The organism is Bacillus sp. M6-12, assembly GCF_002860285.1.
In the GTDB taxonomy this organism is placed as follows: Bacteria; Bacillota; Bacilli; order Bacillales; family DSM-1321; genus Peribacillus.
This window is the reverse complement of record NZ_PGVF01000037.1, coordinates 1-12,885: the sequence shown is the minus strand read 5'-3', so window position 1 is coordinate 12,885 and position 12,885 is coordinate 1. Positions and strand designations below refer to the sequence as shown.

Below are 12,885 nucleotides of genomic sequence, written 5' to 3'. Positions count from 1 at the left end.
AGGATCAAACTCTCCGAAGAAATGTTTGACTTGCTCATGTGCTTTTTTAGTGTGTGCTCACTATTACTTAAAACGTTGGCGCTTTGTTTTGTTCAGTTTTCAAAGAGCAACTCCATTGTCGTTTCTCTCAGAAGCGACTTTATTAATATATCATTTCTAAATTTAAATGTCAACAGTATTTTTTGTTTAAATGACTGTAAACACCTTGTCGTTTTGGCGACAAGTATTATAATAACAAATTCCAGAATAAATGTCAACAAGATAAGCAATCTTTTTTCAGGCAAGATACTTTCTATATTTTTTCCATAAAAAAACCCTTCCTCATTAAACGCAGAGGCGGGCTTGGACTTCTTTTTAATGCTGCATTTTTTATATAATCCAATACTCAATGGCTGCCAGGGCAAATAAACCTGGAATACCTAAAATTCCAGCGACTGCAGCTGTAATGCCATTGATCGGGACATGTAATCCGATATTGCCGCCTAGAGTATTTAGGAAAAACAAAAAAACTGCACCTATGATCAGCTTAATAAAACATTGCCCCACAAACCGAATTGGTTTAAGTGGCGCACCTGCTACTAACAAAACTAATATCAGTCCGCCGATAATCGAGATAATTACGATCGGTTCCAATAAAAACCCCCCTCACAATAGCTTGTACTTTAGCTTATGAGCCAAAATCCAAATTAAGAACTAATGAATAAGGGGGCTGAGCATGTGTTTTAATTAAATTAATACATTAATTGACCTATAGACTTACCTGTTTATCTTCACTTTTCGATGCTTTGCTTCTTTAAATAGATAAAAGTATTTTGCTTCTGCTATTTTTGTCTGGATGATTACCAGGTCGGAAGGTTCCACACTTTTCTCTAAAAGAGATTTTTGGATCATCCAATTGGTCTTAAGTTTCTCCATTTGAGTAATAAGCCTCTGATCATATTCTTTTCGAAGCCAACCTTTTCGGTGAAAAAACACCGCAATTCCTCCCAGCTGCCAATACTCTAAATTTCTCTTCTTCCTTCCAGAGCTTTGGAAAGTGTGACTTCATCCGCATACTCCAGATCGCCTCCAACAGGCAACCCATGGGCAATCCTTGTAATCTTGATACCTGATGGCTTTAAAAGACGGGATAAATACATAGCTGTTGCTTCCCCTTCAATATTGGGATTGGTAGCCAGGATTACTTCCTTAACCGTTTCGTCCTGCAGTCGCTTGAGAAGGTCCGGAATATTGATGTCTTCTGGCCCAATCCCATCCATTGGTGAGATACTGCCATGCAGCACATGGTATAAACCATTGTATTCCCTCATTTTCTCCATTGCGATAACGTCCTTGGGATCCTGGACAACACACACAACACTACGGTCTCTCCGCTGATCAGAACAAATATAACACGGATCTTGGTCTGTAATATGGCCGCATACTGTACAATAAGAAAGATTCCGCTTCGCGTTCACTAGCGCTTTAGCAAAATCTAATACAGTATCTTCCTTCATGCTCAGCACAAAAAAAGCCAGACGCGCTGCCGTCTTAGGTCCAATGCCTGGCAATTTCATGAAGCTGTCGATCAGCTTTGAAATGGGTTCCGGATAATGCATCAAATGCCCCCTAAATTAAAACATACCGCCAGGAAGGTTCATTCCCTTTGTAAATTGCCCCATGGTTTGGTTTGTCAGTTCATCCGCTTTCTTCAAAGCATCATTTGTAGCTGCCAAAACTAAATCCTGAAGCATTTCAATATCATCTGGATCTACAACATCCGGCTTAATGTTTACTTCTAAAATTTCTTTATGACCAGAAACAACTACCGTTACCATTCCGCCGCCAGCTGTTCCTTCAATTTTCTTTTCGCCAAGCTCTTCTTGAGCCTCAGCCATTTTCTTTTGCATCTTTTGCATTTGTTTCATCATATTTTGCATATTTCCCATTCCGCCACGCATAATCATAACCTCCAGTTAATCTTTAATTTCGAGTAAAGCATCGCCGACAAGCTTCCTTGCTTCAGCGATAAAAGGATCCTCTTCTGCTGTTCCTGTTTCTTTTGTATCGGTTTGCTGGGTAGATAGAAACTCTTCCCTAACCATTTGCCATTGCTCTTCAGGAATACCTGCCATTTCAAGCCGCTTACCTGTTGTTTTATGCATAATTGAAGATAAAACTTCCAGGAAACGGGCATTTTCCATCGCCATCTGACAATGGATATTATATTTAAATTTTACCACAAATGCATCAGAAGAAGCAGCAACAGGTTCTGCTTCATTCAACAAAGCCGCTAATGACTTCATACTTTGGTTGCCCAGCATTTCAAGCACTTCGCCCCAATGACTTTTCACTGCCTTTAAGTCCGGTTTGGTGGCTTGTCTTAATATTTGGTTTATTTTTCCCGCAGGAGCCTTGTAGGCTTTCTTGGCAGTCCGTTGTGTTTTGGGCTGAGCAGCTGGTTTAGCCACATCAGAAACAGCGAATCCTCTTTCCTTTATCTCCTGCAGCTGCCGCTCAAGATCCGAAATTTTATCAACAAGCTCCTGGACACCGCTTTGCTGAGTGTGATTAGCAGCCTGCTCTATATGGCAGAGTTTAATAAGAGCAACTTCAAGAAAGATTCGCGGGTGATTAGTCCACTTCATTTCCTGCTGGGTTTTATTAAAGTTATCAATTACTTCATAAATAAAACCGGACGGAATGATGCGGGACATCTCCTCGAATTGGTTATCAATTAAAACTCTTTCAAAAGAATCTGCCAGCACAGGCGACGTTTGGTACAATAGCATGTCTCTGAAGTAAAAGGTCATGTCCTCGATAAATCTGGATGGATCCTTTCCCATTGCCAGCAGCTCTTCCAGAACTTGAAGTGCAGTGGTAACATCTTTTTCGTAAATAGCCCTTGCAAGTCTGCTTAAAAAGGCCTGAGAGACTGAACCCGTCACAGTTAACGCATCTTCAACAGTTACTTTATCACTGCTGAAGGATATCGCCTGATCTAGCAAACTAAGTGCATCCCTCATTCCGCCTTCTGCCGCACGTGCGATTATATGTAAAGCCTGTTCATCACAGGCTATGCCTGTTTCTGCAATAATCTGCTCCATCCGTCCAACGATATCAGATGGCTGAATCCGTTTAAAATCAAACCTCTGACATCGAGAAATGATCGTAAGTGGAATTTTATGCGGTTCAGTAGTTGCCAGGATAAAAATAACATGCTTTGGCGGTTCCTCAAGAGTCTTTAACAAAGCATTAAAGGCACCCGCAGAGAGCATATGAACCTCATCCACAATGTATACCTTGAATTTAACGGCACTGGGCGCGTATTTTACTTTATCGCGAATATCCCTGATTTCTTCTACTCCGTTATTAGAGGCTGCATCGATCTCAATTACATCAGAGATTGATCCTTCTGTAATTCCCCTGCAAGAGGCGCATTCGTTACACGGCTCTTTAATTGGAGCCCTTTCACAGTTTACCGCTTTCGCTAAAATCTTTGCCCCGCTTGTCTTTCCAGTTCCCCGAGGTCCGGAAAAAAGATAAGCGTGTGATACCTTTTGCTGCAGGAGGGCATTCTGCAGTGTTTTCGTTACATGCTCCTGACCGACAACATCAATGAATTGCTGTGGTCTCCATACACGATATAATGCTTGATATGCCACGAATACGCCCCCTTTTATATAATCTTTCATAATATAGCAGGGAATATAAAACTTATCGAGCATCCCTCATCTATATTATAGCGTAAAGATTTTCCTTTTTAAAATTCAGAACAATAAAATACTCAGCCGTCTTCATACAAAAAAACTCACCCAGATGGATGAGTTTATGCGCTATGTAATAACTGCCGTGCACCTTCTGTCGATTAGCACCCATAAGCGTTACTCAAGCAGTTAGCTCAGTCCAGGCAACCCTGCGGCACATGAGAGCTTCCACTTAATGCTGCTTCCTTCCGGACCTGACATGATTCATGGATTCTCATTGCGCAGGACCCGAACTTCAACGCCACTTACTTAAGGCAGGCCCTACAGTATGCTAACCTCGAGAAGGAATTCAACCTCGCTGGAGCGGATTGCGAGTACAGGGCACCGCTACCTCCCCGTCTAGCACGGCAAATTTGCTACCATATTGTTAGGTGTGCCCTAGTGGACACATTTATTAGTATACTAATTTTCATATAAAAAAGCAATGCTTAATCACTGTCAAATGCTTGAAATTCATCCAGCGCCTTAAGTTTACTCCTTCTTTTCTCTTCTTTCTTGCGTGTTCGGAGCTGACGGAAAAAAACTGTCAGGATTTCGCTGCACTCCTTTTCCATTACTCCAGCTGTTAGTTCGCTCTGATGATTAAACCTTTCATCCTGAAGCAGATTCATAAAGGTACCCGCACATCCTGCTTTAGGATCAAATGCACCAAAAACCACCCTTTTAATTCTGGATTGTAAAATGGCCCCCGCGCACATCGGACAAGGCTCCAGTGTAACATATAGGGTAGTGTCTTCAAGCCTCCAGGTTCCCAGAGATTCGCAAGCCATGCTGATAGCAAGAAGCTCTGCATGGGCAACCGCGTTCTGATCTGTTTCCCTCAGATTATGAGCTCTTGCGATAACCTGGCCATCAAGCTCGATGACAGCACCGATCGGCACCTCTTGTAAGCCCCATGCCTTATCTGCTTCCTCCAACGCCAGCTTCATATAGTATTCATCATTCATGGTATAACCCCTTAGCTAATGGATAAACGTAAAAATAAGAAAAATTACTATTAACTTACTCATCATTATAACTGAAAAGATTCAGCGAACAAAAAAAGAAGCCAGTTTGAAAATAATTATAAATTCCATCCGCATAATCACCTTCTAAAGTGGTGACCATTTATCACCATATGTGAGAAAAATTCTCCCTCCCCAGTTTTATTATTCTGCTCTCTTATTAGCAAGTATATGGTACAATAGCATTTGGCTAAAAATGAACGAACAATGAATGTATGCAGCCGCTGTTAAGGGGGACAGAATTATGAAATACACACCATTTATCACCGTTGAAGGTCCGATTGGTGTGGGGAAAACATCATTAGCAAAGGCGATCTCAGACCATTTTCAATATGGTTTGTTAAAAGAAATCGTGGATGAGAACCCATTTCTCGGGAAATTTTATGAGAATATTGATGAGTGGAGCTTTCAAACAGAAATGTTTTTTCTCTGCAACCGTTATAAGCAATTGGAGGATATTGAAGAAAAGTTCTTAAGTGTTCATAACCCCGTTGTTGCAGATTACCATATATTTAAAAATCTTATTTTTGCACGTAGAACACTGAAGGAAAAGCAATACGATAAGTACTTGGAAATTTTCAATATACTTACAGCAGATATGCCAAAGCCGAATATGGTTGTATACTTAAACGCCAGCCTTGATACTCTTTTAAAAAGAATCAGCAAAAGAGGCAGGGAAGTAGAAAAAAACATCAGTCCTTTATATCTAGAGCAGCTCTCCATTGACTATGAGAACTTCATGCTCTCATTTGAAAAGCAGCATCCTGATGTTCCTGTTTTACGTTTTAACGGCGATGAATTAGATTTTGTTGAAAATACAGCGGACTTATCCTATATTCTTTCCAGAATTGAAACTGAACTGCTTAAAGGAGTAAACACCCATGAACCTTCGAAAAAAATATGATATTCCCAACAACGCTGTAATCACCATTGCCGGTACCGTTGGTGTGGGAAAATCAACCATGACTAATGCGCTTGCACAAGCATTGGACTTCCGTACCTCTTTTGAAAAAGTCGATACGAACCCATATTTGGATAAATTCTATGCGGACTTTGAGAGATGGAGTTTCCACCTTCAAATCTACTTCCTCGCTGAGCGCTTTAAAGAACAAAAGCGAATTTTTGAATACGGCGGCGGTTTCATTCAGGATCGCTCCATTTATGAGGATACTGGCATCTTTGCAAGGATGCATTATGAAAAAGGAACCATGAGCGAGGTCGACTACGAAACTTATAGAAGTCTATTTGATGCGATGGTTATGACTCCGTACTTCCCGCATCCTGATTTGCTTATTTATCTTGAAGGCTCTTTAGATGACATAATTGATCGAATTAAAGAACGTGGCCGGCCGATGGAACAGCAAACTCCAATTGAATATTGGGAAGAAATGCATCACCGGTATGAAAACTGGATCAATCAGTTCAATGCATGTCCAGTATTGCGCCTAAACATAAATGATTACGATTTAGTTAATAATGAAGCCTGCGTTGAACAAATAGTCGAACGTGTCGGTCATTTTATTAAGAAAACAAGGGAATTAACAAAAATATAAGTTATAACCTAGCTGGTCAGCCGGCTAGGTTTTTTATTTATTAATTTAATAAACATTAAAAAACCCGTTGCATTCCAGCAACGGGTTCCCGAACATTTTATAGTTTTCCTGCATTATTTAAAATAATGGAGGAGGTAGAGGGATTCGAACCCCCGCGAGCTGTTACGCCCCTGTCGGTTTTCAAGACCGATCCCTTCAGCCGGACTTGGGTATACCTCCGTATCACTATAATAGAATAACATACCAGATACTAAAAGTCAACATTCATTATATTTTTTAAATAAAAATGGCAGGAAGCCAGCTGTTTACGCTAGCTTCCTTTTTGATTTATATTCATTTTTTTTTACGGCTTAATAACCTCTTTGCCGCCCATATATGGCCTTAGCACTTCCGGGATAATCACAGAACCATCCGCTTGCTGATAATTTTCCAAAATTGCAGAAACTGTTCTTCCGATAGCAAGACCTGATCCATTTAATGTATGTACATGCTCCGGTTTTGCCTTTGGTTCCCGGCGGAAGCGAATATTTGCTCTACGCGCCTGGAATGCCTCAAAATTACTGCAAGAAGAGATCTCCCGGTATGTCCCGTAACTTGGAATCCACACTTCAATATCATACTTTTTCGCTGCAGTGAAACCCAGGTCAGCCGTGCACATGCTAAGCACACGGTATGGAAGCCCCAATAGCTGAAGCACCTTCTCTGCATGGCCCGTTAAAGTTTCTAACGCCGCATAAGAATCTTCAGGCTTTACAAATTTAACAAGCTCTACTTTATTAAATTGGTGCTGGCGGATCAGCCCGCGGGTATCACGGCCTGCTGAACCCGCTTCTGAACGGAAGCAGGCACTAAATGCGGCATAGCTGATAGGAAGCTGCTCACTAGTTAAAATTTCTTCTCTATGGAGGTTTGTTACCGGAACTTCAGCTGTAGGGATAAGGAAGTAATCTTCACTCTCGATAAGGAAAGCATCTTCTTCAAATTTCGGCAGCTGCCCAGTACCAATCATGCTCGCACGGTTAACAAGATAAGGCGGCATGATTTCTTCATAGCCATGTTCCTCCACATGCAAATCAAGCATAAAATTGTAAAGCGCTCTTTCCAATCGTGCTCCCAAGCCTTTATAAAATACAAATCGGCTACCCGTTACCTTTGCTGCACGTTCAAAATCTAAAATGTTTAGCTCCACTGCAACATCCCAATGAGGTTTCGGTTCAAAATTAAATTGAGGTAATTCTCCCCATGTACGGATTTCGACGTTATCATCCTCAGAGTCACCCACCGGTACACTTTCATGAGGGATATTCGGAATAGATAACAGCAGCTGGTCTAAAGCTGCTTCTACATTACGAAGCTCATCATCCAGCTCTTTAATTTTGTCTCCAACCTCACGCATTTCTGTTATTAAATGATCAGCATCCTGTTTTTCGCGCTTTAGGACAGCGACCTGCTGAGACACTTCATTTCTCTTGCTTTTTAGCTGCTCCGTTTCCGAAATTAAAACACGGCGTCTTGTATCAAGCTCCTCAAACCTTCCGAGGTCCGTTAAATCCTCGCCACGGAACTGCAGTTTCTTTTTCACTTCTTCAAAATTGGCTCTCAATACTTTTATATCCAGCATCTTTTTCCCTCCTATAAAATCTAATAACTTTTTTGAACGCAAAAAACTCCCGTCCCCGAAAAAGGGACGAGAGTTAACCCGCGTTGCCACCCTAGTTAAAAGCACGCAAAACGCTTTTCACTTATCAGGATAACGGCTTATGCCGAAAGTAATTACTGGCCTAAAAAGGCGTTCCATACTTCACTCCAGGATGGATTCACAAGGATCTGACACCGGTTTGCACCAACCACCGGCTCTCTTTAGACCAGAAGGCCTTGTTACTGATTCCTGTCACAGTTTTAAATAATTATCAAATTGTTTTCCATAATGTACTATATTATTTTGCGTTATGCAACCTTTTTATACAGTTTTTATAGAAATAACCTTTTTACCTTAGAACCAGCCTTTTACTGTTGAAGAAATACTGCTAAAAACATCTCCAAAAAATCCGCCCACTGCACGCATGGATAGGACAAACCAGTTAGCTTTTTCTACCTCTTCAGCAGCTACAATATCAACTTTAATTGAATCAGAACCTTGCTTGGTGAGAAAGCCATAATCCTCGCCCTGTTTAGGCTTAATGGTTAAATAGCCAACTTTTTCACCTTTTTTAATTGGAGCTGTAAGTTCTCCGTCCTTGTTTTGCTTGTCCTTATCAAGAACAATGACTGGCTTATAACTATCTTTCTCGCCCTTTTTTACCATAAGATCAATTGGTTCCTTTGTATGGATCTTTACAGAATCCTCTTTACCCTTTATAACTGGCAAAGTTTTGTTTCCTTTAACCTGATAATGCTCAGGAACGATTTCTTCCTTGCCGAAGTTTGCAAAAGCATAATCCATCAGCTTAATACTATCGGCAAAGCGTTCGTCCTTTGAAGTGGATTTCATAACTACTGTGATATACCGCTGGCCATTACGGATGGCTGTTCCAGTATGTCCATAGCCTGCAAAATCAGTCGATCCAGTTTTTAATCCATCAACGCCTTCATATTGATAAATAAGACCTGGAAGCATCCAGTTAAAGTTTGGGTATTCTCTGCCATCCCGAAACTTTAATTTAGGTGTTTTAGCGAAATCAAGCACTTCCGGGTAATCATTAATTAATCGATAAGCTAATGTTACGATATCCCGTGCCGTCATTACATTTTCTTCATTTGGCTCGCCTGCAGGATGATTGCCCAATAAATTAGAATTGTTAAGTCCGCTTGAATTAACAAACTTAAAGTTTTTCATACCTAGCTCTTTTGCCTTTTTATTCATTAGGCCAACAAAATTCTTTTCACTTCCAGAAATAAGCTCAGCCAATGCAACAGTTGCGGCATTTCCTGAGAAGATAGACATTGCTTCATACAGTTCTTTTACCGTATAATCTTCCCCTTGTGTCAGCCCTACATTCGATAGGCCTGGCGCTGCAGAAAGCTTATGTACGTATTCATTGATTTTTACTTTTTGATCCCAGCTAATCTTTTTGTCGTTAATTGCTTCAAGAACAATATATTCCGTCATCATCTTCGACATGGAAGCTATTCCTAAAACCTTATCAGCATTTTTTTCGTACAGGATCTTACCTGTTTTTCCATCGACAATCATAGCTGCCTCTGCTTTTAGCCCGAGGTCGGCTTCAGCATGTGCGATTCCCGGATGATAAGCAAATTGCGATACAGAAAGTACAAACAGCATCGCAAACAGTAGTGTAATCTGGCTGAGTCTCTTCAATTTCCAATACCTCCACTTTCAATTCTCTCAATCTATTTTTAAGAAGACCGCTCTTCTCTTCTTTAAAAACAACCTTGTATATTTTATCACATAAAAAGCAAAAAAAATAGACAGAGAATAGTCACCCTCTGTCTAAATAATCATAAAAAAATCGAGTATTTTATAGGAATATAGCCTTAATTACATCGAGTAATTTGGTGATTCCTTTGTTATTTGGACATCATGCGGATGGCTCTCTCTTAATCCTGCTCCAGTCATGCGGATAAATTGTGTTTCCTCCCGAAGTGCTTCAAGATCTTTTGCACCGCAATACCCCATACCTGAACGAATGCCGCCAATAAGCTGATAGACTGTGTCAGTCAAAGGCCCTTTATAAGGAATTCTTCCTTCTATACCTTCCGGAACAAACTTTTTATTTTCCTCCTGGAAGTAACGATCCTTTGATCCTTTTTCCATTGCCCCTATTGAACCCATTCCGCGGTATACCTTAAAACGGCGTCCCTGGTAGATTTCTGTGTCTCCAGGAGATTCACTCACCCCGGCAAGAAGGCTTCCAAGCATAACAGCATGGCCGCCTGCAGCAAGTGCCTTTACAATATCACCTGAATATTTAATGCCTCCGTCAGCGATGATTGTTTTTCCATGCTTTCTCGCTTCAGTAGCACAATCATAAACAGCTGTAATTTGCGGCACCCCTACCCCAGCTACTACTCGGGTTGTACAGATAGAACCTGGTCCAATGCCAACCTTTACCACATCTGCACCCGCTTCAATCAAAGCCCTTGTCGCTTCAGCGGTCGCCACATTTCCTGCTATTATAGACAATTGCGGATAGGCATCCCTTATAACTTTTACAGTATCCAGAACACCTTTAGAATGTCCGTGGGCAGTATCGATAACAATGGCATCTACATTGGCTTTTACAAGTTTTTCAACCCGTTTCATTGTATCGTTCGTAATACCTACTGCAGCCCCGCACAGTAATCTTCCCTGTTTATCCTTGGCTGAGTTAGGAAATTCGATTACTTTCTCTATATCCTTAATCGTAATCAAGCCTTTTAAAACGCCAGCTTCGTCCACAAGCGGCAGCTTTTCAATTTTATACTTCTGGAGAAGCTTTTCTGCATCTTCCAAAGTCGTACCAACAGGCGCTGTCACTAAATTTTCCTTGGTCATTACATCTGAAATTTTTATTGAAAAATCTTGAACAAAACGCAAATCCCTGTTTGTTAGAATACCGACAAGCTTTTGTTCTTCTGCATTATTAACAATCGGTACACCCGAGATTCGATATTTTCCCATTAAATGTTCAGCATCAAAAATTTGATCATCAGGAAACAGGTAAAAAGGGTCTGTGATTACGCCGCTTTCTGACCTCTTAACTTTATCAACCTGCTCAGCTTGCTGCTCTATGGACATATTCTTATGAATAATCCCGATTCCACCCTGCCGAGCCATTGAAATAGCCATTTCAGCTTCAGTAACAGTATCCATGCCAGCACTGAAAATTGGAATATTTAAACTCAAATTTTCAGCCATGCGAACCTTTAAGCTGACATCCTTGGGTAAAACTTCAGATCTTGCAGGCACCAATAATACATCATCAAAGGTTAAACCTTCTTTTGCAAATTTATTTTCCCACATCTTTTTTACCCTCCTGCTTCAAAATATTATTAGTAGGTTATCAACTGGACAAAATACTGTCAAGGAAGTTACTAAATGTTTGATTATTCTTTTAATTTGGAGGAAACTTGTGAGCAGCCAAAATAAAAAGGAAACCTGGGATTTGCTGAAACTCTTTTTTTCCGCATCATACTCCCAATCCTACTTAAATAAATGTTATCAAAAAGAATCTATCGCTGAAAAAGACGTAAAAAGCTTCGAAAACTGCTATCCTTTTCTCTATTATCTTGAACACAGCAAAACTTATTATGACCAGGCAGCTATTGCCCCATTCTCCATCCAGCCTATACTTGCCTTTTATGGCTTCATCCAGTTAATTAAGGCCTGCCTGCTAACCGTTGATCCTGTTTATCCCGAATCAACCTCTGTTTTAGCCCATGGTGTAACTACACGCAAGAGAAAAAAACAGCAATATGAATTTTTATCAGATGAAATAAAAATTCAGAAGCACGGCCTTCTTACTCATTTTGCCGAAAAAATGTTTCATATGAAACATCTTGACGGCGAAAAATTTTCTATGCGGGATTTATTAAAAGAATTGCCAGAGATGAATCAGTCCTTTGAATTCCTGACAATAAATAAAAATTTTCAAAAAATGGATTATATAATGGGTGAATACCATTTACCTATTTCAGTACTTAATCAATTCCATATGACAAGCAACCGGTTCAATGACTTTTTAAAGTCTAAAATTCCATTTGATATTGACCTTAAAGAAGGACAAACTTTATCACTTTTATTTGACAAAAAACTCTCCTGCAATACTAATGCACCCTTCCGAAAGGATATAAAAAATGACAGTTTTATGCTCTCACTCAATAAAGACTCACCTTGTTATGTAATGCCAGAGTTAATTATCCATTATTTAATTTTATACAACTTAAGCATGATCGCCCGATACGAAACTGAATGGTGGTCAGAACTGCTCAAAAGCATGGCAAACAACGACTATCCATTTATCATGCAATTTCTTACGATTACACTGGAGAAAGGGCCTTACTTAATATTGAAATGGCTTACTGAAGATAAATTTTTAACAGAGTAAAAAAGAATACAGATACTTTGTGGTATATTCTTTTTAACTTGGCTGGCAAAGATACTATAAAGGCACCATCATATAATGATCTTTGTTATAGGGCTCTTAGGATGTGGGGCGGTCTTGATGCTATTGGCTTGGACGCTTCTCTTTTACTTATTCAACTGCCGGAAGGCCAACGAGAACTACCTTCGGAAGGCTTGATATGCACATCATAAATACGCTTTCACAACAAATAGGATTTATGCTGCGTATACCTTTTTAAAAAGCCTTTCGGAACCCATTTTTTCACTCGGCTAAATTAACCCGTAGTTTGGCTTAATAAATTTGATTTCGGATAGAATATTTCGAGATTTGGATAGATTAATTAGAAATTCGGCGAAATCACCATCTGAACTGAGGTTCCCCTTGTTATTGAAAAGGAGAAATGTTCACGCTGTTTAGGAATCCATTTCTTACAAGCCTCGTTATTCGAAATATTTTAAAGAATGGCCTAAATTAAAACTAAAGAACGCAAAAAAAAGACCAGCTTTTCAGCTGATCG

General features: G+C 40.0%; 12 protein-coding genes, 1 tRNA gene, 1 other RNA gene and 1 other annotated feature. Of the genes, 3 read left to right on the top strand and 11 right to left on the bottom strand.

All coding sequences use genetic code 11. The annotated features are described in order from the left end of the window. Nucleotides 1-369 precede the first annotated feature (369 nt). From CVD28_RS27185 to tadA, 7 genes are all read right to left on the bottom strand, one after another. Nucleotides 370-633, bottom strand: a complete 264-nt coding sequence (locus tag CVD28_RS27185) for a pro-sigmaK processing inhibitor BofA family protein (RefSeq protein WP_101597777.1) — start codon at nt 631-633, stop codon at nt 370-372. Nucleotides 634-756: 123 nt separating this feature from the next. Beyond that, nucleotides 757-975, bottom strand: a complete 219-nt coding sequence (locus CVD28_RS27180) for a YaaL family protein (RefSeq protein ID WP_101597776.1) — start codon at nt 973-975, stop codon at nt 757-759. A 26-nt stretch (nt 976-1,001) separates the two neighbouring features. Beyond that, nucleotides 1,002-1,598 carry a recombination mediator RecR gene (gene recR / locus CVD28_RS27175; protein WP_101597775.1) on the bottom strand — a complete coding sequence of 199 codons (597 nt, stop codon included), beginning with the start codon at nt 1,596-1,598 and terminating at the stop codon, nt 1,002-1,004. A gap of 15 nt (nt 1,599-1,613) precedes the next feature. Continuing rightward, nucleotides 1,614-1,940, bottom strand: a complete 327-nt coding sequence (locus CVD28_RS27170; protein WP_142384827.1) for a YbaB/EbfC family nucleoid-associated protein — start codon at nt 1,938-1,940, stop codon at nt 1,614-1,616. A 15-nt stretch (nt 1,941-1,955) separates the two neighbouring features. Beyond that, nucleotides 1,956-3,644, bottom strand: a complete 1,689-nt coding sequence (dnaX, locus tag CVD28_RS27165; RefSeq protein WP_101597774.1) for a DNA polymerase III subunit gamma/tau — start codon at nt 3,642-3,644, stop codon at nt 1,956-1,958. A gap of 185 nt (nt 3,645-3,829) precedes the next feature. Then, an RNA gene (ffs, locus tag CVD28_RS27160) (signal recognition particle sRNA large type) lies at nt 3,830-4,094 on the bottom strand. Nucleotides 4,095-4,174: 80 nt separating this feature from the next. Beyond that, complete coding sequence (tadA, locus tag CVD28_RS27155) at nt 4,175-4,693, bottom strand: tRNA adenosine(34) deaminase TadA (protein WP_101597773.1); 519 nt, start codon at nt 4,691-4,693, stop codon at nt 4,175-4,177. Between the two features lie 301 nt (nt 4,694-4,994). Here tadA and CVD28_RS27150 point away from each other — a divergent pair, with 301 nt between their 5' ends. Together CVD28_RS27150 and CVD28_RS27145 are read left to right on the top strand one after the other, a co-directional pair. Continuing rightward, nucleotides 4,995-5,654, top strand: a complete 660-nt coding sequence (locus CVD28_RS27150) for a deoxynucleoside kinase (RefSeq protein ID WP_101597772.1) — start codon at nt 4,995-4,997, stop codon at nt 5,652-5,654. After that, a complete protein-coding gene (locus tag CVD28_RS27145; protein WP_101597771.1) occupies nt 5,632-6,303 on the top strand; it encodes a deoxynucleoside kinase in 672 nt (223 codons plus the stop codon). Before CVD28_RS27150 ends, CVD28_RS27145 begins: the two co-directional genes overlap by 23 nt. Before the next feature lie 126 nt (nt 6,304-6,429). On the opposite strand, the gene CVD28_RS27140 is transcribed toward CVD28_RS27145, so the two are convergent. The 4 genes from CVD28_RS27140 to guaB all read right to left on the bottom strand — a co-directional run bounded on the left by CVD28_RS27140 (nt 6,430) and on the right by guaB (nt 11,266). After that, a tRNA-Ser gene (locus tag CVD28_RS27140) sits at nt 6,430-6,522 on the bottom strand. A 124-nt stretch (nt 6,523-6,646) separates the two neighbouring features. Continuing rightward, a complete protein-coding gene (gene serS, locus CVD28_RS27135) occupies nt 6,647-7,924 on the bottom strand; it encodes a serine--tRNA ligase (protein WP_101597770.1) in 1,278 nt (425 codons plus the stop codon). Nucleotides 7,925-7,983: 59 nt separating this feature from the next. Beyond that, nucleotides 7,984-8,207, bottom strand: a binding site (T-box leader). A gap of 89 nt (nt 8,208-8,296) precedes the next feature. After that, complete coding sequence (locus CVD28_RS27130; protein ID WP_257986002.1) at nt 8,297-9,622, bottom strand: D-alanyl-D-alanine carboxypeptidase family protein; 1,326 nt, start codon at nt 9,620-9,622, stop codon at nt 8,297-8,299. 180 nt (nt 9,623-9,802) lie between these two features. Continuing rightward, on the bottom strand, nt 9,803-11,266 hold the full coding sequence (gene guaB / locus CVD28_RS27125) for an IMP dehydrogenase (RefSeq protein WP_101597769.1): 1,464 nt from the start codon (nt 11,264-11,266) through the stop codon (nt 9,803-9,805). Nucleotides 11,267-11,375: 109 nt separating this feature from the next. Here guaB and CVD28_RS27120 point away from each other — a divergent pair, with 109 nt between their 5' ends. Beyond that, entirely contained in the window at nt 11,376-12,350 is a 975-nt protein-coding gene (locus CVD28_RS27120; RefSeq protein WP_257986001.1) for a YaaC family protein, read from the top strand. The last annotated feature ends 535 nt before the right edge of the window (nt 12,351-12,885 follow it).